Annotated in this window: 16 protein-coding genes; 5 read left to right on the plus strand and 11 right to left on the minus strand. The window is 73.9% G+C overall.

Annotation, left to right across the window (positions count from 1 at the left end; all coding sequences use genetic code 11):
• Positions 1-2: 2 nt before the first annotated feature.
• Positions 3-1,262, plus strand: a complete 1,260-nt coding sequence (locus AB0J08_RS26145) for a CHAT domain-containing protein (RefSeq protein ID WP_360639050.1) — start codon at positions 3-5, stop codon at positions 1,260-1,262.
• Positions 1,259-2,296, plus strand: a complete 1,038-nt coding sequence (locus tag AB0J08_RS26150) for a hypothetical protein (protein WP_360639053.1) — start codon at positions 1,259-1,261, stop codon at positions 2,294-2,296. The genes AB0J08_RS26145 and AB0J08_RS26150 overlap by 4 nt, the downstream gene beginning before the upstream one ends.
• A gap of 441 nt (positions 2,297-2,737) precedes the next feature.
• On the opposite strand, the gene AB0J08_RS26155 is transcribed toward AB0J08_RS26150, so the two are convergent.
• From AB0J08_RS26155 to rpe, 5 genes are all read right to left on the minus strand, one after another.
• Positions 2,738-3,487 (minus strand): hypothetical protein, encoded by a 750-nt coding sequence (locus AB0J08_RS26155; protein WP_360639056.1) that lies wholly within the window; start codon positions 3,485-3,487, stop codon positions 2,738-2,740.
• 20 nt (positions 3,488-3,507) lie between these two features.
• Positions 3,508-4,011 (minus strand): SigE family RNA polymerase sigma factor, encoded by a 504-nt coding sequence (locus AB0J08_RS26160; RefSeq protein WP_360639059.1) that lies wholly within the window; start codon positions 4,009-4,011, stop codon positions 3,508-3,510.
• A 529-nt stretch (positions 4,012-4,540) separates the two neighbouring features.
• Entirely contained in the window at positions 4,541-5,500 is a 960-nt protein-coding gene (locus AB0J08_RS26165; RefSeq protein ID WP_360639063.1) for a pirin family protein, read from the minus strand.
• Positions 5,501-5,740: 240 nt separating this feature from the next.
• Positions 5,741-6,946 (minus strand): alpha/beta hydrolase-fold protein, encoded by a 1,206-nt coding sequence (locus AB0J08_RS26170; protein WP_360639066.1) that lies wholly within the window; start codon positions 6,944-6,946, stop codon positions 5,741-5,743.
• 122 nt (positions 6,947-7,068) lie between these two features.
• Positions 7,069-7,752 carry a ribulose-phosphate 3-epimerase gene (gene rpe / locus AB0J08_RS26175; RefSeq protein ID WP_360639069.1) on the minus strand — a complete coding sequence of 228 codons (684 nt, stop codon included), beginning with the start codon at positions 7,750-7,752 and terminating at the stop codon, positions 7,069-7,071.
• A gap of 380 nt (positions 7,753-8,132) precedes the next feature.
• Here rpe and AB0J08_RS26180 point away from each other — a divergent pair, with 380 nt between their 5' ends.
• Entirely contained in the window at positions 8,133-8,990 is an 858-nt protein-coding gene (locus AB0J08_RS26180) for a hypothetical protein (RefSeq protein WP_360639072.1), read from the plus strand.
• Between the two features lie 233 nt (positions 8,991-9,223).
• On the opposite strand, the gene AB0J08_RS26185 is transcribed toward AB0J08_RS26180, so the two are convergent.
• Positions 9,224-9,925, minus strand: a complete 702-nt coding sequence (locus tag AB0J08_RS26185; RefSeq protein ID WP_360639075.1) for a C39 family peptidase — start codon at positions 9,923-9,925, stop codon at positions 9,224-9,226.
• A gap of 169 nt (positions 9,926-10,094) precedes the next feature.
• Here AB0J08_RS26185 and AB0J08_RS26190 point away from each other — a divergent pair, with 169 nt between their 5' ends.
• Positions 10,095-11,381 carry an SUKH-4 family immunity protein gene (locus AB0J08_RS26190; protein ID WP_360639078.1) on the plus strand — a complete coding sequence of 429 codons (1,287 nt, stop codon included), beginning with the start codon at positions 10,095-10,097 and terminating at the stop codon, positions 11,379-11,381.
• A 30-nt stretch (positions 11,382-11,411) separates the two neighbouring features.
• Here AB0J08_RS26190 and AB0J08_RS26195 read toward each other — a convergent pair whose 3' ends face one another.
• Positions 11,412-12,005 (minus strand): DUF4188 domain-containing protein, encoded by a 594-nt coding sequence (locus AB0J08_RS26195; protein ID WP_360639081.1) that lies wholly within the window; start codon positions 12,003-12,005, stop codon positions 11,412-11,414.
• A 120-nt stretch (positions 12,006-12,125) separates the two neighbouring features.
• Entirely contained in the window at positions 12,126-12,728 is a 603-nt protein-coding gene (locus AB0J08_RS26200; RefSeq protein WP_360639084.1) for a TetR/AcrR family transcriptional regulator, read from the minus strand.
• 294 nt (positions 12,729-13,022) lie between these two features.
• Here AB0J08_RS26200 and AB0J08_RS26205 point away from each other — a divergent pair, with 294 nt between their 5' ends.
• The gene (locus tag AB0J08_RS26205) at positions 13,023-14,237 is read left to right on the plus strand and encodes a glycosyltransferase (RefSeq protein ID WP_360639087.1); all 1,215 of its coding nucleotides are present in this window, start codon (positions 13,023-13,025) and stop codon (positions 14,235-14,237) included.
• Between the two features lie 133 nt (positions 14,238-14,370).
• Here AB0J08_RS26205 and AB0J08_RS26210 read toward each other — a convergent pair whose 3' ends face one another.
• The 3 genes from AB0J08_RS26210 to AB0J08_RS26220 form a co-directional block, all read right to left on the minus strand.
• Positions 14,371-15,357, minus strand: coding sequence for an aldo/keto reductase (locus AB0J08_RS26210; RefSeq protein WP_360639090.1), 987 nt, complete (start codon positions 15,355-15,357; stop codon positions 14,371-14,373).
• Positions 15,358-15,450: 93 nt separating this feature from the next.
• On the minus strand, positions 15,451-16,272 hold the full coding sequence (locus tag AB0J08_RS26215) for an ABC transporter permease (protein ID WP_360639093.1): 822 nt from the start codon (positions 16,270-16,272) through the stop codon (positions 15,451-15,453).
• Positions 16,272-17,300, minus strand: a complete 1,029-nt coding sequence (locus tag AB0J08_RS26220; protein ID WP_360639097.1) for an ATP-binding cassette domain-containing protein — start codon at positions 17,298-17,300, stop codon at positions 16,272-16,274. Before AB0J08_RS26220 ends, AB0J08_RS26215 begins: the two co-directional genes overlap by 1 nt.
• Positions 17,301-17,419 lie beyond the last annotated feature (119 nt).

Consider the following 17,419-nt stretch of genomic DNA (forward strand, 5'->3'; position numbering starts at 1 on the left):
ACGTGCCCCGGGACCTCCAGATCCTCGTCCGACAGAACCCCTCCGCCGACTACACCCGGCTGCCCCGGCAGGCGGGCCCGGCCGACGCCGGCCCACCGAAGGGCCCGGCGCCACTGGACCTCGTCGTCTCCCTCCGCCGCCACGGTGACGAGCTGCACGTCAGCGCCTTCCGCCCGGGCGAACGCACCCCCGGCACCCGCATGCACCGGGCGCGACTGACCGTCACCGCGCCGGTGCTGCTGGCCAAGGCCGCCCGGCTGCGCTCCGTCTGGCGCGACCGGCTGATCGGCTACGACCCCGACCCGTTCGACCCGTACCCGTTCGCCACCGCCGTCGACTTCACCCCGCACGCCGCCGTCGCCGAGCGCAAGGTCGCCGAACTCGCTGAGGAGGGACGCTACTTCCTGGAGACCATGTTCGACGGGACCGACCGCAGCCTGGTCCACTTCCGGGAGTACCTCACCGCCACCCTCACCGAACACGGCTCGCTGCGGATCAGCTTCGACTCCGACCTCCACCTGCCCTGGCCGATGCTCGCCGTGGACACCGGCCGGCCCGACCCCTGGGTGGACTTCCTCGGCCACCGCCACCAGATCGAGCAGACCGGCGCCGCCTACCCGCCGATCCAGCCGCCCAACTCCGCCCGCGCCAAGCCCGTCACCAGCCTCAACACGGACGACCAGCTCACCGGCATCGGCCGGGCGCCGGAGGTACGCAAGCTGCTGGAGGACCGTTCCCAGCTCACCGTGCGCACCGAATCGGACCTCCTGCTGGAGGCGCTGTCCGCGGCCGTGCTGGACGAGGACGTCATGTACTTCTGGTGCCACGGTCAGTTCGTCGCCAACGACTCCCCGTACGAGCAGCTCGCCGTCCGGCTCTCCGACGACCGGCACATCGACGCCGAGCTGGTGCGCCGGCACCGCCGACGCCACCTGGACCGGCCGGAGGCCGTCTTCCGGCCGTTCGTGCTGCTGAACGCCTGCCACACCGGGCAGTCGGCGGCGGCCGAACTCGACCACCTGGGGCGGGCCTTGGTCGACCTCGGCGCGGACGGGGTGCTCGGGCCGCAGCTCCAGATCCCGCAGGAGTTCGCCGCCGAGTACGCCTTCGCCTTCCTCGACCACTACCTGACCGGCGAGTTCACCGCCGGGGAGATCACCCAGCAGCTGGTGCGCTGGTTCGCCCGCGAGTACCGCAACCCGCTGGCACTCGCCTACTCCCTGCACTGCGGCATCGACAGCATCCTGGAGCTCAATCCGTGAACCCCACTCCCCCGGCCTCCGTACGGCCCGCGACGGTCGACCTGGACGATCACGGCCGGCTGCTCGTCCCTGGGACGACGACGCCCGTCCCGGACGCGCGGGTCGCCGACCACCTGGCCCGCCACCTGCGGATCCCCGAGGGGGCGACCGACCTGTTCGTCTACGTCCACGGCTGGCAGACCAGCCCTGACGCCGCCGACCGGACCGCCGCCGCATTGATCGAACGGGCCACCGCGCTGCACCACGCCACACCGTCTGCCTACCCGGGGCTCGCCGCCGGGTTCCGCCCCTGGTGCGTGGTGGTGCGCTGGCCCTCCTCCAGCCTGCCGAGCCTGCACGGCTACCGGCGCATCCGGGAGCGCGCGCACGCGATGAGCGCGCGTGGCCAGGCCGGGCGGATCCTCGGCCACCTGCTGGGCTACCTCGACTCCGGCCGCGGCCGGCCGGACGCCCCGCGCGTCCTGGCCAACCGTCACGGCCAGTACCTCCACCTGCTCGGGCACTCCTTCGGCGGCCGGTTCCTCTGCGAGGCCGTCCAATACGCGGCCGACCGACCGGCCGGTCCCCCGGTGCTGAGCTGGTCCTCCCGGCCCGGCGACCCGAGCCGTCCGTTCACCGTCGACAGCGCCCTGGTCTTCCAGATGGCCGCGCCTCGCGACGCCTTCACCCGGCTGTTCCCCCGGCTGTTCCTCGGCCCCGGCCGGGCCGGCGCCCCGCTGAGAGGCCCGCTGGTCCTCACCCACTCCCGCTGGGACCGCGCCACCGGCTTCTGGCACCTGCGCGCCGAGGGCCTGCCGGGCATCGGCCACTCCGGCACCGGCTCCGCCCCGGTCCCCCAGTTCAGCACCCGGCTCCGCCCGGCGGACTCGCCGTACCCGCACGCCGAGCTCGACCACCCAATCGTCAACATCGACGCCGGCCACGTCTACCGGGGCGGCCTCGCCACCCGGCTGCACCCCTCGGGCGCCCATTCCGACTTCCAGCACCCGGAATCCGCCCACCTGCTGCTCAGCCTCGCCGCCCACTCCCGCTGAGGCGGGCTCCACGCTCGGGGGGTGCCCCTCGTCCCCGCCACGTACGTCACCCCCGGCCGGCATACGCCACCGGACGGCCGTCTTCGAGTCACATCAAACCCGGAGCACTCCCGACACGTCCACGGCCAGGAGCGCTCCGCACGCCATCACCGCAATGCGGTGAACGGGTTCACCGCGAGTACCCGGCCAGCCGGGACATGCTCATCGGGCCGCCACGCCGCACGGCCGTCCGGATCGAGCGGGTGGTGGAGACTTCGTCGTCGTCACCTCCCCACCCGCCCGACCACCCGGCGGAGCACGGCGCCGACGGGCGGCGGCCAGCGACGGCGGGAGGGCATGTCGTCCCGGCAGGTCGAGTCGAACGTCATCGTCGCCCTCGGCCGCGCCGAGCGGCGGCGCGAACCGGCCTGTGCCGCCGGTACCGCGTATCCGTGCCGCGGCTCAGCTCGGCGCGTCCATCGGGACGCTCTGGAGCGCTGCGGCCACCTGGGGGGCGCGAACCAGGGCTTCGAGGTCGTCCAGTGGGGCCGGGCCGACGTCGTGGCCGCCGCCGCCGGGAACACCGCCGAGTCCGAACACCTTTCCCTGCGGGGTGGCCAGCGTGACGCCGGTGACCGGGTTCGTGGTGCCCTTGCTCAGCCAACCGGTCGAGCCGTCCGGGAGGGTGACCGACCGGCAGTCCGCGAAGTACGCCTGCCCGGCGGGCCCGGCCGCGTCGCAGGGGTTGCGCGGGTACGTCCCGGCCGGGAGTGGGTTGCTGCCCATGACGGCCGCGACCGCCACTGTGCCTCCGTCCGGGCGGACCAGCCCGAAAGTGGTCGGGCCGCTGCCGTCGACGACGTTCACGTAGCCCGCCGGCAGGTTCGCCCGCAGCGCGGCGAGCATCCGGTCGTGCACCTTGTCGAGCTGGTCCATGCCGTCCTGGTGCTCCGGTCCGCCCGTGCCCCCGGCCGCCGGCCCCACCGACGTCGGGCGCGATTCCACCGCGACCACCGCGCCCGCCCCGCACAGCGCCAGCACGACCAGCGCGCCCGCCCCGACCGCCAGCCGCCTCCTGCGGCGCAACCTGCGACCGCCTCTCCGCACCTCGCCCAGCACCTGCGGCGGGTCCGGCTCCGGCTGCGCCAGCACCTCCTGGAACAGGGCGGCGGTCATCCGGTGAACCCGCTCGGCGTCGTTCTGCGATGTCATGCCTCTCTCCTCTCCCCGCGTCAGATTGCGGCGATGTCGCTGAGCGACTCACCGAGGATCGCCCGCAGCTGGGCCAGGCCCCGGTGTGCGTCGGAGCGCACGGCTCCGGTACTCACACCGAGGATCGCCGAGGTCTCCTCGATGCTCTGGTCCTCCCAGTAGCGCAGCACCAGGACGGCCCGGTAGCGGGGCGACACCTGGGCCAACGCCGCCAGCAGTGCGAGCCGTCGGTCGCTGTCCGGCCCGGCCGCGGCCTGCTCCGGCAGGTCCAGCCCGGTGAGTTCACCGCTGGAACGCCGGCGCCGACCATCGATGTAGGTGCGGGTCAGCGTGGTGCGGGCGTAGCCCGCCGCGGACTGCGGGTCCCGCAGGCGGGACCAGCGCGCGTACAGCTTGATCAGCGTGGCCTGCACCAGGTCCTCGGCCCGGTGCCAGTCCCCGCACAGCAGATACCCCGTGCGGCGCAGCGCCGCGTAGCGCGCCGCGACGAACTCGTCGAACTGACTCTCACGTTCCGGTGACATCCGATCCCGGCCCCCTGCCCCGATTCCCGGCGCCGTCGTACCGACGCCATCAGTAGTCACGCATCCGGCCGCGCGAAATGTTGCGCCGAACGCCCGCCGGCAGCCGCCGATCAACTCGCGCCACGCTGGTCAACTCGGGAGGGCTGTACGACTCTCAGAAGAAGATGTGCGAAGCCAAGCAGCAGGATTCCGAGGTCAAGATCCCCGCCCCGCGGGAAGTCAGGACACCGCATACAAGCACACGGGAATGCTCGACGGAGCACTCGATCTTCCTGGCGGTTCCTCCCCCACGGCCTGCTTCACGACCCCCTAGCGGGCGAGCGCGTCCGCTGGTATCGGCCTCGCCCACCGAGGCTCATTCCTAGCCCCCAGCCGTCCTCTCCATAGTGTGCGGTGGGTCGCGGGGCAGCGCGTAAAACGGCCCTCTCCCGAACGGCCTCACGGAGGCCCGGTCAGCCACCATCCGGAACTGTAGACACAACGACCTCGCGGGCCCCACCCACGCACCTCCTCCCACCCTTTTCGCAGGTCAGCGCACCCGGCCCCGGGCCTTCAGCGGGATGTCGGGGAGCCCGGGCGCCCGCAGCCGGGCACCGTCGTAGCCGTGTACCTCGCCGAAGCGTGAGCTCTTCTCCCAGTCGTTCCGTGCCTGGACGATCTCCTCGCCGGACCGCCCGATGAAGTTCCACCACATGACCAGCTTCTCCTCGAACGGTTCGCCGCCGAGGAGGAGGACGGCGGCGTCGGTGCGGGCGAGGAGGGGGAGTTCGCGGCGGTCGGTGCCGAGGTAGAGCATGGAGCCCGGTTCGACGCGGACGCCGTCGACGTCGACGCTGCCGGACATGGCGAGCACGGCGTACTCGAAGCCGGGCTCCAGGGGGAGCTTGAGGTCGGCGCCCTCGGTGAGGGCGAGGTCGGCGCCGACCAGGGGGGTGTAGGCGGTGCCGGGAGAGGTCGCGGTGTCGAGGCTGCCCAGGATGACGGTGCCACGCAGGCCGGGGGCGGTGACGACGGGCAGGTCCGCGTGGTGCTCGAAGGCGGGAGCGGTGTGCCGGTGGGCGTCCGGGAGGGCGACCCAGAGCTGGGCGCCCTCCAGGAAGCGGGCGTGCTCGCGCGGGGACTCCTCGGAGTGGGAGATCGCCCGGCCGGAGGTCATCAGGCCCAACTCGTAGGGGCGGACGGTCTGCAGGCTGCCGAGGCTGTCGCGGTGCAGGACCTCGCCCTGGTGGAGCCAGCTGACCGTCTGCAGGCCCATGTGCGGGTGCGGCGGGACCTGCATGCCGGGCTCGTCGGCGATGTCGTCGGGGCCGTAGTGGTCGACGAAGCACCAGGCGCCGACCATCCGGCGGCCGAGGTTGGGCAGCAGCCGGCGCACGACGGTGCTCTCGCCGAGCGGGACCTGGCGCCCGGTCAGCAGTTCGCGTACCGGTCCGGCACCGGCCTCGCCGCCGCAGGAGGTCGGAGCGGGCTTCTGGTCGAGGTTGCTCATGTCGCGGATCCACCACCGTACGGGTCGGGGCCGGCCGGGGACGTACGGTCCGGGGCCGGGGGTCGTCGGCAACGATCATCCACCACCCCGGGGCGTTCCTCCACCTGCGGCCGACACGGCCCGCGGGTACGGGCCCCCGACGGCCACCCAGCGAGCCCGTCAGCTCCCGAGGACGTCAGCCGCCGAGCAGGTCAGCTCCCGAGCCCGTCAGCCGGCCGAGGACGTCACCCGCCGAGCAGGTCAGCCGGCGGCGCGACCCGCCAGGGCGTGGCCGAGGAAGGCGACCGCGTCCGGCAGGACCTTGCGCCAGTACGCCGCGTCGTGCGCTCCGGGGGTGAAGCGGGCCTGGACGGTGTCGCCGGCGAGCTTGCGGGCCGCGTCGCAGAACGGGTCCTCGGTGCCGCACCAGACGCCGATCGGGCGGCCGTGCGGCTGGTCCTGGTGGAGCAGCGGCTCGTTCTCGCGCCAGTCGGCCTCGTCCTTGAAGACGCCCACCGCCTTGGCGTCCCCCCAGCTGCGGAACAGTGCCGGGCTGAGCACCGCGACCGGGCCGAAGCCGGCGCCCCGGTTGCGGGCGTAGCGGAGCGAGCCGAAGCCGCCCATCGATATGCCCATCGCCGCCTCGGGTGCGCGCAGCCCCTGCGTGGCGAGCCAGCCGGGCAGCTCGTCCAGCAGCATCTTCTGCGGGTCGTCGCCGGACGGCGTGCGCCGCCAGTAGGTGGCGTCGCCGCCGTCGACGGCGACCACCGCGAACGGGGGGACGCCGGCCGCGATGGCGGCGACCAGGATCTGCGGCAGCCCGAGGTCGGTCCACGCCTGGGCGGTGGCGCCGCGCCCGTGCAGGGCGACGCAGACCGGCAGGTCGGCCGGGCGGGCGATGCCCTGCGGGACGATCGTGATCATCTTCACCGCGGCGCCGTTCCGGGCCGCCGAGCGCTGCTCCTCATTGCGGAGCGAGGGGACGACGGCCGTGGCGGCCGACGGTGACACCGTACCGGTGGGCGCCGCGGCCGAGGTCGTACCGGCGCCGGAGGGCGTGCCCGGGCCACCGGAACCGCCGGGCGCGGTCGGGTCCGACGAACCGCCGGACAGGGCCACCGCCGTGCCGGTACCGATGACGGCCAGGCCGCCGAGGCCGAGGCCGGCCCTGAGCAGCCGGCGCCGCCCGAGCGTCCCCGGGCCGAACGCTCCTGCAGGCGCTCCCCTGCCGGCCCCACCCGCGCCCGGCCCGATCACGGGCGGCACCGCGGGCGGCGGCGGCGAGACGGGCGGCGGCACCGCGAACGGCGGCGAGACGGGCGGCGGCGGCACGGCCACGGCGCGCGCGACGGCGCCGGCTCCGACGCCCGCTCCGGCACCGGCACCGGCTCCGGCACCCGCTCCGGCACCCGCACCCGCACCGGCAGCCACTCCGGCGTGCCCACTCCCCTGGTGGTCCAGGTCCACGGTTCTCCCCTCCGACAGTCAGCCAGCACTGTACGTCGGGCCGGCCCGTCGGGCCGCACCGTGTCCGTCACAGCTGATCAACAACTCGTCACCGCAGGTCGGGGGCGGTGTCCCCGGGTACTTCAGTGCTTGCAGGCCCACCAGGCGTCCGCGGTCGCCGCGTCCGCGAGCGCGCGCAGCTTGGTGACGGCCTCGGCCGGGTCCTGCGCGCCGTACACCGCGGAGCCGGCCACGAAGACGTCCGCGCCCGCCTCGGCGCAGCGTTCGATGGTGCTCGCCGAGACCCCGCCGTCCACCTGCAGCCACAGCTCCAGGCCGTGCTTGTCGATCAGCTGCCGGGTGCGGCGGATCTTCGGCAGCATGATGTCGAGGAAGGCCTGGCCGCCGAAGCCCGGCTCGACCGTCATGATCAGCAGCATGTCCAGCTCGGGCAGCAGGTCCTCGTACGGCTCGATCGGGGTGGCCGGCCTGAGCGCCATGGACGCGCGGGCGCCCTTGGCCCGGATCTCCCGGGCGAGGCGGACGGGCGCCGCCGCGGCCTCGACGTGGAAGGTGACGGACCCGGCGCCGGCCTCGACGTACTGCGGGGCCCAGCGGTCCGGCTCCTCGATCATCAGGTGGCAGTCCAGCGGGGTGCCGGTGGCGCGGGCGAGTGCCTCGACCACCGGGACACCCAGGGTCAGGTTGGGCACGAAGTGGTTGTCCATCACGTCCACGTGCAGCCAGTCCGAACCCCTGACGGCCTCGGCCTCGTCGGCGAGCCTGGCGAAGTCCGCGGACAGGATGCTGGGGTTGATCTGCGCCATTTCCGATGCTTCCTACGAGGGTTCCGGCACCTGGAGCGGGCACCTCGCCCCATCATCTCGCGGGGAGTCGGCGGGAACTGAACAGTGAGACCTCCCCGTGACCCGCATCACACCCGCCAGAGGGTTACCGTGACCGCCGCCGTGGTCATCAGCCCTGTGAAACCCGGCGTTCGCGCCTCCGGCCGCCCTCGTTCCCGCTCCATTTCCACCACACACCCTCCGCACAGTCCGCCCCACAGCTCCCCGCCCGACGCCCGTCCACCCCGCCCGCGCTCGCCCACACCGGTCCGCGCCCGCCCCGCCGTCCCCCTTCACCGTCCGACCCGCTCCCTCCAGCTTTCGCACACACCCGCCACGCCCATGTCGAGGAAGGTCTTCCGTTGGCCGATCTGGTCCATCCCGCCCGCGCCCTGTGGTGGCTCTTCGAGCCGGTGCACGCCGTCACCTACTTCTCGCCCGAGGGCCGCGCGGCGTTCGAGGACGCCGGGCTGCGCGGCGGCTGGCGCGGCTACTTCGCCGGCCGGTCGGCGCCGTTGGGCGCGGTCGACGCGCCGCCGGTGATCGCCGCGTTCTTCAACTTCGCTCCCTCCGCGGTGGAGCGCGCCCTGCCGGACGTCTGGAAGCTGGTGGATCCGGACACCGCCCTGGCCGCCCGGGTCAAGGGCTCGTCGGCGGCACTCGCGCGGCTGCTGGAGCACGTGGAGCCGGTGCAGGTCGAGCTGGTGGCGGACCTGCTGGAGCGGGCCGTCGACCGCCTCGACTGCGCGGGCCGGGTCCTGGCCGCCGCCAACGCCGCCGTCCCCCGGCCGACCGGCCTGTACGGGCGCCTCTGGCAGGCCGCCACCGTGATGCGCGAGCACCGCGGCGACGGCCATGTCGCCGCGCTGGTCTCCGCCGGGCTGGACGGCTGCGAGGCGCTGGTGGTGCGCTGCGCGCTGGACGTCCGCCGCGAGGTGCTGCAGCCCCTGCGCGGCTGGACCGACGAGGAGTGGGCGGCCGCCACCGCCCGCCTGGTGGAACGCGGTTGGCTGACCGAGCGCGGCACCATCACCGAGTGCGGCCGGATCCGCCACCAGTCCCTGGAGGCCGCCACCGACCTGGCCGCCGCCCGGGTCTGGGAGAGTCACCCGCGCGCCGAACTCGACCGGCTCGCCGCCGCCCTCACACCGATCTCCGCGCTCTGTCGCAGCTCGCTGCCGCCGATCAACCCGATCGGCCTGCCGGCCACGACGGCCTGACGCCTGACGGCCCGGCACCCGAAGCCCGGGACCCTGACGCACGACCCGGCACCCGGCACCCGGCACCCGAGTCGCAGGGGCCGGGTGCCGGGGGCCAGGGGCAGGGGGCGGCCTCCGGCCCGGACCTCCTCGGCAGGGTGCGCAACCCGGTGGACGGGCTCCGGCGCCGGGCCGTCGCCGGAGCCGTGGTCAAGCCGGCGCCGTGGTCCAGCCGGCGCCGCGGTCCGGCCCCCTCAACTCCCGTCCTCCTGCGCCCCGTCCGCCTCCTCCGGCGCTGCCCCGCCGGCCGGGCGGGCGCGTTCCGGCGGGCCGAGCACGATCCCCCGGCCCGCGTAGAACCGGTCGAGCCGCCGCCACGGCACGTGCGCGTAGGCCTGCGACTCCGCCGCGAACCCGGACGGGTTGTGGATCACCAGCGCCGTACCCGTGACGCCCACCGCCAGGACCAGGTGTCCGCCGCGCCGGTGCGGCTCGGGGCCGTCCGGTGCGCGGATCTCGGGGTGCACCGACAGCATGACCAGCCGCCCGTCGGTCACCTCGCCCGCCACCTCCTCGGCCGTCAACTCCCGTGCCTGCGCGGCCAGGCCCCACCGTTCGCGGACGTACGCGGCGAACGGCGTGTGGATCAGCCCGCGGAGCCGCTCACCGTCCCGCTCGTACGCGCCGGCCGCCAGGCACTCCGCCGCCAGCTCGACCTGCGGCGGCGCCACACCCCACCAGCAGTCGAGCGCCATCCGCAGGCAGGCCACCCCGCACAGCCGCCAGGACCAGTACGCGTACTCCTCCGGTGTCGCCGCCCCCGACTGCCCCCAGCGCGGATCGTCCGCCGCACCCACCGAGCCTTCGATGATCTCCCGTACCAGCTCCGGGGACTCCCACTGCGCGTAGTACGGCACCTCGTGCACCACGGCCGCCCGGCCGCCGCCTTCCACCATCCCCCGACGCTCTCACGCCGCTCGGCCACCGCAGGGCCGCGACACTCGCTCCGACTCCTCCCCCGTCCCCCGTCCCCCGTCCCCCGTCCCCCGTCCCCCGTCCCGCCGGATTGTCGGTGGTGCCCGCTACGGTCGATCGGGATCATCGGTTGGGGAGGAGTGGCCGGGCATGAACATCGAGGCGCACTGGGACGGGCGCCTGCGCCTGGGGTCGGCAGGCCTGCCGGAGGAGTTGTCCCACCAGCCCAGCCGGACCTTCCTGGCCGGGGAGGGGCTGCCCGAGAAGGGCGCCTTCCTGGACTTCGCCGCCCTGGACGCGCCCCCGCTCGGGGTGCTGGGCTCAGGCCCGACCGAGCGGCTGTTCGTCCTGGGCGAGACGGGGTACGTCGCCGCCACCGACTACGAGGGCGACGCCGTCCTGCTGGACGGGGCGACGGGCGAGGTCTTCCTCGCGGCCCGGCGTCGTGGCGGCCGCCACGACGGGCTGCGACGCGATCTGATCGCCTCCAGCCTTCCCGCGCTGGTCGAGCTGATGCGCGAGGTCGACGCCGTGGCCGTGGCTGCGGCGGAGCCCGCCGCGCTCGACGGGTACCGGGGGCCGGCGGTGGTCGCGGAGGTGGTCGGGGTCGCCCGGCGGCGGATGCGCGCGATCGACCCGGAACTGTTCGACCGCGCCGACGACGCTCCCCCGCACTGGGACACGGCCCTGCTGGTGCGCTCCCTCTCCTGGGGTGCGCTCCCCGGTGGCCCGGGCGCGCTCGCGTACGAGCTCGGGCCGGAGCTGGTCCAGGACCTCGCCGCGCTCGGGGCCGACGGGCTGGTCCGCCGCTACCGCCCGGAGGAACTGCCCGACCGGCTCACCCATGGACCCACCAGGCGACTGCTCGCCGAGGTCGGACTGCCCCTCGGCGGCGGGCTGTTGACCGTCTCCGACGACGAGCCGCTGCGCACGATGGCCGAGGCCTACCCGGAGCACTTCACCCCGGACGCGCCTTCGGACGCTCCCGCACACACATCCGTGGCCACACCCTCGGACGGCTTCCCGCTCGACGCCCGGAGCGACCGCCCCGGCGTCTCGCCGCAGAACCGCGACCACCAGCGCGACCACCTCGCCGTCGGCGACTGGCCCGACGACCTCGTGGTAGCCCTCGACGGCGCCACCGGCCGGCTGGAGCTGCCCGACTGGAACGAGGCCGGCGAGCCGGAGGCCTACCTCAACCGGGACTTGTCCGCCCTGCTGTACTCGCTCTGGGTCTGCGAGCGGCTGCGCGCCGAGTGGCGCCGCTGGGAGTACGGGCGCGCGGCCGGCAGCTGGGAGGTCTTCGACCCGCAGTCGCTGCTGAGCGGCGTGGTCGAGGACGTGATCGCCGCCATCGACCCGGAGGCCTTCGCGACACCGGGCCACTCCTGGCAACTCCTCGCCGACGACGCGCACATGGGCGGCCTGCTGAACTGACCACAGGCCGCCGACGCCGCTCCCCGGCCGCTACCGTCGCCAAGCGGCCGGCTCCGCCCCGGACGCCTCACCCGGCTGCTTCCCCGACCCCGCCCCCGGCTCCTCCACCTGCTGCTCCCCGCCCTCGGTCCGCGAGCGGTAGGCGAGCCGGTCCGCCGCGCGCCGCCCCCGGCGCTCGACCGGCAGCGAGCCGTGGGCCCCCGCCAGCCCGAAGGGCGGCATGTCGAAGTAGATCGCCTCGTACGAACCCTCCGGCACGATGTACGTCTCGTGCCAGAGCCCCACGTACTGGCGCACCTTCCCGGCGCGTATCTTGCGGTTGGCGATCCCCCACGCCTTGTGGTGGAAGGCGTCCGGCGCGGCCGCGTAGTCGTACAGCCTCTCCTTGGACTCCCAGTACTGGACGACGTAGTACGTCCGCGGCGAGGCGGTCAGCAGGATGCGTCCGCGCAGCCCCCGCTCCGGCTCCTTGGCCAGGTCGTGGAGCATCCGGAACATGGCCGCCATCACCGGGATCCAGTGGTGGACGGCCCAGAAGCGGTTGATGCGCATCCCGATCAGCAGCACCACGGTGTCCCCGGTGACGGCCGCGGTGGTGTATCCCGGAGTCGGTTTGGCGAACATGTGTTCCTCCAGCTCTCTCCTCCACCCATGTAAGCGGTGATTACATCAGCGGCCGAGAGCCCGGTCAAGGCTCCGCGCACCCTCAAATCCTGTGCAGTGAGCGGTGGTTGACGTCAGGGGTCAGCGACGGTTACCGACCCCCTGGCCGAAGGTGTCCACCACCTGCTCGGCCAGTTCCTCCGCCTTCTCCGCCGGCAGGTACCCGTCGACGATCATCTGCGCGAGCCCGTACACCAGCGCCTGCCCGGCCAGCCCCACCAGGGCCGGATCGCCGGGGCGCAGCCGGCCCGCCTCCTGGTCCGCGACGATGAACTCGATGAGCGCCTCGTCGATCCCGGAGAGCCGCTCCCGCAGCTCGGGCTGCCGGGAAGCCGTGAACACCCGCGAGCGGACCAGCTCGAACCGGTACGGGTGGCGAATCGCGTACCGGATGAACCCGAGCCCGAGCGCCTTCATCGCCGGGCCCCCGCTCCGCTCGATCTCGGCGAGCTGCCAGCGCTCGAAGTCGGCCAGCACCCGGTCCGCCACCTCCGTCAGCAGCGCCTGCCGGTCCGGGAAGTGCCGGAACGGTGCGCCCGCCGACACCCCCGCCCGCCGTGCCACCTCGCGCATGGTGACCTTCGCCGGCCCCTCCTCGTCCAGCAGCGCGAACGCCGCCGCGACCAGCGCCTCGGGCAGGGCCCCGTGGTGATAGCTGCCGCGCTCGGCAGGCCTCTCCGTCATGCCAGCTAGTGCTACCACAGCCCACCGGGGTGACCGGCGAGTACGCCGAAGGACCGGGATGGGCGGCTCGGCTCGCCGCCGCTTCGCCAGGCCCGGGGAGGGGCAGGCGGTCCGTCCGCATCGAACACGGCGGACGCAAGAGAAACACGCTGCACACGCCGAACACGAGGAAGGAGCGTGTCGCCTCCTTGCCATGATCAACATATAGCGCACGGGGGGCCTTGCGGCAAGGCCCCGGTCATGCCGCAGAATCGCCGACCTGAGCACGGAGCCGGCGAAACGGGGAGTACTGGCATGCGCGTGGTGTTGTCGACGTACGGGGCGCGCGGGGGCGTCGAGCCGATGGTGGGACTCGCGGTGCGGCTGCGGGAGCTGGGTGCGCAGGTGCGGGTGTGCGCGCCACCGGACGAGGAGTTCACGGAGCGGCTGGCCGGGGTCGGCGTGGAGGTGGTGCCGACCGGCCGGCCGGTGCGCCCGCTGGTGACCACGGTGACGCCGGGGTCGGCGGAGGGTCTGGCGCAGCGCATGGCCGAGTTGATGGCCGCGCAGTTCGACACGGTCGCCGCGGTGGCGCAGGGAAGCGACGCACTGGTGGCGACCGGTCCGCTGCCGGCCACGGCCGGCGCGCGCTCGGTGGCCGAGAAGCTGGGCATCCGCTACGTGCACGCGAGCCACCAGCCGGTCAGCCTGCCGTCACCGTACCGCCGGCCTCCCGCGCGGCGGGGCCGGCCGTTGCCCGAGGACGCGACCGACAACCGGGCACTCTGGGACGTGGACGCCCGGATCGCGAACACGATGTTCGGCGAGGAGCTCAACACCCAGCGGGCGTCGTTCGGCCTGCCACCGGTCGACGGCGTCCGTGACTTCGCCTTCACCGACCGGCCGTGGCTGGCCACCGACCCGGTGCTGTCCCCGTGGCAGCCGACGGAGCTCGGCGTGGTGCAGACCGGTGCCTGGATCCTGCCGGACGAACGCCCCCTCCCCGCCGACCTGGTGGAGTTCCTCGACGCCGGCGCGGCGCCGGTGTACGTGGGCTTCGGCAGCACCCCCGTGAGCGCCCCGGAGGAGGTCGCCCGGGCGGCCGTCGAGGCGATCCGCGCGCAGGGCCGCCGGGTGGTCCTCGCCCGTGGCTGGGCCGGGCTGGCCCCGATCGACGACCGGGACGACTGCTTCGTCGTCGGCGAGGTCAACCAGCAGGCGCTGTTCCGCCGTTCGGTCGCCGTCGTGCACCACGGCAGCGCGGGCACGACGACGACCGCGGCCCTGGCCGGCGTGCCGCAGGTGGTGGTGCCCCAGGGGGCGGACCAGCCGTACTGGGCCGGCCGGATGGCCGACCTGGGCGTCGGGGTGGCGCACGACGACCAGGCCCCGACCACCGAGTCCCTGTCGACGGCGCTCAAGGCGGCCCTGACCTCCGAGACCCGCGCACGGGCGACCGCCGTCGCCGGCACCGTCCGCACCGACGGGGCGACGGTGGCCGCGAGGCTGCTGCTCGACGGGGAGGGCTGAGACGCACAGCCGAGTGAGACGCCCAGTGGCCCGAGAACACACAGTGGGCCGAGAACACACAGCGGCCTGAGGAGGCACAGCGGCCGCCCGGGCCTCGTCCGAGGCCCGGGCGGGTCCGTGGGCGGTGTCGGGCCTACCAGGCGTAGTCCTCCGGGGCCGGCTGGTGGCCGGGGAAGATCTCGTCGAGTCGGCCGAGGGTCTTCTGGTCCAGCTTGAGGTCGAACACGGCGACGGCGGCGTCGAGGTGGGCGAGGGTGCGGGGGCCGACGATGGGGGCGGTGACGGCGGGGCGGGTGAGCAGCCAGGCGAGGGCGAGATCGGCCGGGTCGGCGCCGAGTTCGGCGGCGAAGTCCTCGTAAGCCTGGATGCGCTCGCGGTTGGCCGCCAGGATCTCACTCGCGTGGCCCGTGGCGCCGCGGACGGCCGCGCCCTCGTTCAGCTTGCGCAGGACGCCGCCGAGCAGGCCGCTGCGCAGCGGGGACCACGGCAGAAGGCCGAGGCCGTAGTGCTGGAGGGCGGGGATGACCTCCAGCTCGATCGTGCGGTCGATCAGGTTGTAGAGGGACTGCTCACTGACCAGGCCCAGGAAGTGCCGGGAGCGGGCGGCCTCCTGGGCCTGGGCGAGGTGCCAGCCGGCGAAGTTGCTGGACCCGACGTAGATGATCTTGCCCTGGGTGACCAGGACCTCCATCGCCTGCCAGATCTCCTCCCAGGGCGTGTCCCGGTCGATGTGGTGCATCTGGTACAGGTCGATGTGGTCGGTGTTCAGGCGGCGCAGGCTGTCCTCGACGGCGCGACGGATGGCGAGGGCGGAGAGCCGGCCCTCGTTGGGCCAGTCGCCCATCGGGGCGTACGCCTTGGTGGCGAGCACCGTCCGTTCGCGGCGGCCGCCGCCCTGGGCGAACCATCTGCCGATGATCTCCTCGGTGCGGCCCTTCAGGTTGCCCTCGTCGTCACGGCCGTAGGCGTTGGCGGTGTCGAAGAAGTTGATGCCCCGCTCGTGGGCGGTGTCCATGATCTGGTGGGCGTCGGACTCCGCGGTGTGCGGGCCGAAGTTCATGGTGCCCAGGCAGAGTCGGGAGACGGTCAGGCCGGTACGGCCGAGATGGGTGAACTCCATGGTGCCCACCCTCTGCCGCACCGGCCCGGGTGTCCAGCACATTCCACCGACCGGACCTCGAACGTGCCGGTCGGCCTGACGTGAGCGCCGAATTCAGCGCCCGTGACTGGCGAACCTCCGTACCGCGAGCGGCCCGCAGAGTGCCAGCAGCACCGCGCACCAGAGCAGGGTGGCGGGCACCGCGTGCTGCATCGGCCAGGCCGGGCCGGGCGCCGACGGGTTGCCGAACAGCTCGCGGCAGGCCTGCACCACGGCGCTGACCGGATTCCCGTCGGCGATCGTCCGCAGCCAACCGGGCATGCCGCCGGTAGGCACGAACGCGTTGGTCACCATCGCCAGCGGAAAGAGGCCGACGGCGAGTTGGCCGGCCGTCTCCTCCCTGCCGACGGCCAGCCCGACGAGCGTGCCGACCCAGGTCATCACGAAGCGGAACAGCAGCAGGAGTGCGAACGCCTCGGCGGCGTCGGCGAATCCGCCCCTGATCCGCCAGCCGGCTGCCAGGCCGACGGCGGCCACCAGCGCCAGCACGATGGTGCTGACCAGCAGGTCCGCCAGGTTCTGGCCGAGCAGCAGGCCGGTGCGCGAGAGCGGCATCGACCGCAGCCGGTCGGTCACTCCGCGCCCGACGTCGCGGGCGGCGCCGATCATGGTGGGCATCATGCCGTTGACGGCCACCATGGCGAACAGGCCGGGCATCAGGAACTCGCGGTAGTTGCCGCCGCCGGGCACCCGGATGGCACTGCCGAAGACATAACCGAAGATCACCACCATCACCACCGGCACCGCCAGCGAGGCGGCCAGGAGGCCGGGCGAGCGGCGGTAGGCGAGCAGCACGCGGAGCATCGCGGACCAGGTGTCGCTGAGCAGCCGACCCGGGGCGGAGAGCACGGGAGGGGCGACGTGGACGGTGGCCATCAGGCGACCACCCCGAGCGCGCCGGTTCCACCGGCAGCACCGACACCGCCAGCACCGCCGGTACCACCGGCAGCACCACCGGTGAGGGCGAGGAACACGTCGTCCAGCGACGGCGGGCGCAGTGCGACGTCGCGGGCCACCACACCCACCGCGTCCAACTCCCGCACCAGCCTGGGCAGCAGCACCTCCACGCCCGGCCGGGTGACCACGGTGACGGTCCGCTCGGCGTGGTCCGCCACCACGTCACCGTTCTTCGCCAGGGCGGCCAGCACCACGGCGGCGGAACCGAGCCGGCCGGCGTCCGGCGACTCGGCGAGCGTGACCGAGATCCGGGTGCCGATCGCCGCCTTGAGCCGGTGCGGCGGTCCGGTGGCGATCGCGGCGCCGTGGTCGACGACCACGATGTCGTCGGCCAGCCGGTCGGCCTCCTCCAGGTACTGGGTGGTGAGCAGGACGGTCGTCCCGCCGTCGGCCAAGTCCTTGACCGCGTCCCAGACGCCCTGTCGGCCACGCGGGTCGAGACCGGTGGTCGGCTCGTCCAGGAAGAGCAGGGGCGGGCCGGTGACCAGGCTGGCGATCAGGTCGAGCCGGCGCCGCATACCGCCGGAGTAGGTGCGGACCAGGCGGTCGCCGGCCTCGGCGAGGCCGTGGCGTTCGAGCAGTTCGTCCGCGCGGGTCCGGGCCGCCCGGGCGCCGAGGTGGTGCAGCCGTCCGAGCAGCCGGAGGTTGTCGCGGCCGGTGACGCCCTCGTCGACGGCGGCGTGCTGCCCGGCCAGGCCGATGCTGCGCCGCACGGCCTCGGCCTCGCGGACGACGTCGTACCCGGCGACCCGGGCGGTGCCGCGGTCGGGGGCGACCAGGGTGGCGAGGACGCGGACGGCGGTGGTCTTGCCGGCGCCGTTCGGGCCCAGCAGGCCGCAGACGGTGCCGGCCGGGACGGTGAGGTCGAGGCCGCGCAGGGCCTCGGTGGTTCCGAATCGCTTCACCACGCCCGCCATTTCGACGGCGGGCCGGCTGGTGTCCGACATGGCTCTGCCCCTCTCTAGGTACAGCGTACGTAGAAGCACCTGCGCACGCATCGTACTACGTACGCCGTACGTATCTAAGATGGGTAACCGAGGTGATCTCCCAGTGCCGTCCCGCCAGC

This window comes from Kitasatospora sp. NPDC050463 (assembly GCF_040655255.1).
Lineage (GTDB): Bacteria > Actinomycetota > Actinomycetes > Streptomycetales > Streptomycetaceae > Kitasatospora.

Bases quoted from the DNA above. Each gene is read 5' to 3' on its own strand.
- AB0J08_RS26155 (WP_360639056.1), bottom strand. From the start codon at position 3,487: ATGACATCGCAGAACGACGCCGAGCGGGTTCACCGGATGACCGCCGCC.
- AB0J08_RS26160 (WP_360639059.1), bottom strand. From the start codon at position 4,011: ATGTCACCGGAACGTGAGAGTCAGTTCGACGAGTTCGTCGCGGCGCGC.
- AB0J08_RS26165 (WP_360639063.1), bottom strand. From the start codon at position 5,500: ATGAGCAACCTCGACCAGAAGCCCGCTCCGACCTCCTGCGGCGGCGAG.
- rpe (WP_360639069.1), bottom strand. From the start codon at position 7,752: ATGGCGCAGATCAACCCCAGCATCCTGTCCGCGGACTTCGCCAGGCTC.
- AB0J08_RS26185 (WP_360639075.1), bottom strand. From the start codon at position 9,925: ATGGTGGAAGGCGGCGGCCGGGCGGCCGTGGTGCACGAGGTGCCGTAC.
- AB0J08_RS26190 (WP_360639078.1), top strand. From the start codon at position 10,095: ATGAACATCGAGGCGCACTGGGACGGGCGCCTGCGCCTGGGGTCGGCA.
- AB0J08_RS26195 (WP_360639081.1), bottom strand. From the start codon at position 12,005: ATGTTCGCCAAACCGACTCCGGGATACACCACCGCGGCCGTCACCGGG.
- AB0J08_RS26200 (WP_360639084.1), bottom strand. From the start codon at position 12,728: ATGACGGAGAGGCCTGCCGAGCGCGGCAGCTATCACCACGGGGCCCTG.
- AB0J08_RS26205 (WP_360639087.1), top strand. From the start codon at position 13,023: ATGCGCGTGGTGTTGTCGACGTACGGGGCGCGCGGGGGCGTCGAGCCG.
- AB0J08_RS26210 (WP_360639090.1), bottom strand. From the start codon at position 15,357: ATGGAGTTCACCCATCTCGGCCGTACCGGCCTGACCGTCTCCCGACTC.
- AB0J08_RS26215 (WP_360639093.1), bottom strand. From the start codon at position 16,272: ATGGCCACCGTCCACGTCGCCCCTCCCGTGCTCTCCGCCCCGGGTCGG.
- AB0J08_RS26220 (WP_360639097.1), bottom strand. From the start codon at position 17,300: ATGTCGGACACCAGCCGGCCCGCCGTCGAAATGGCGGGCGTGGTGAAG.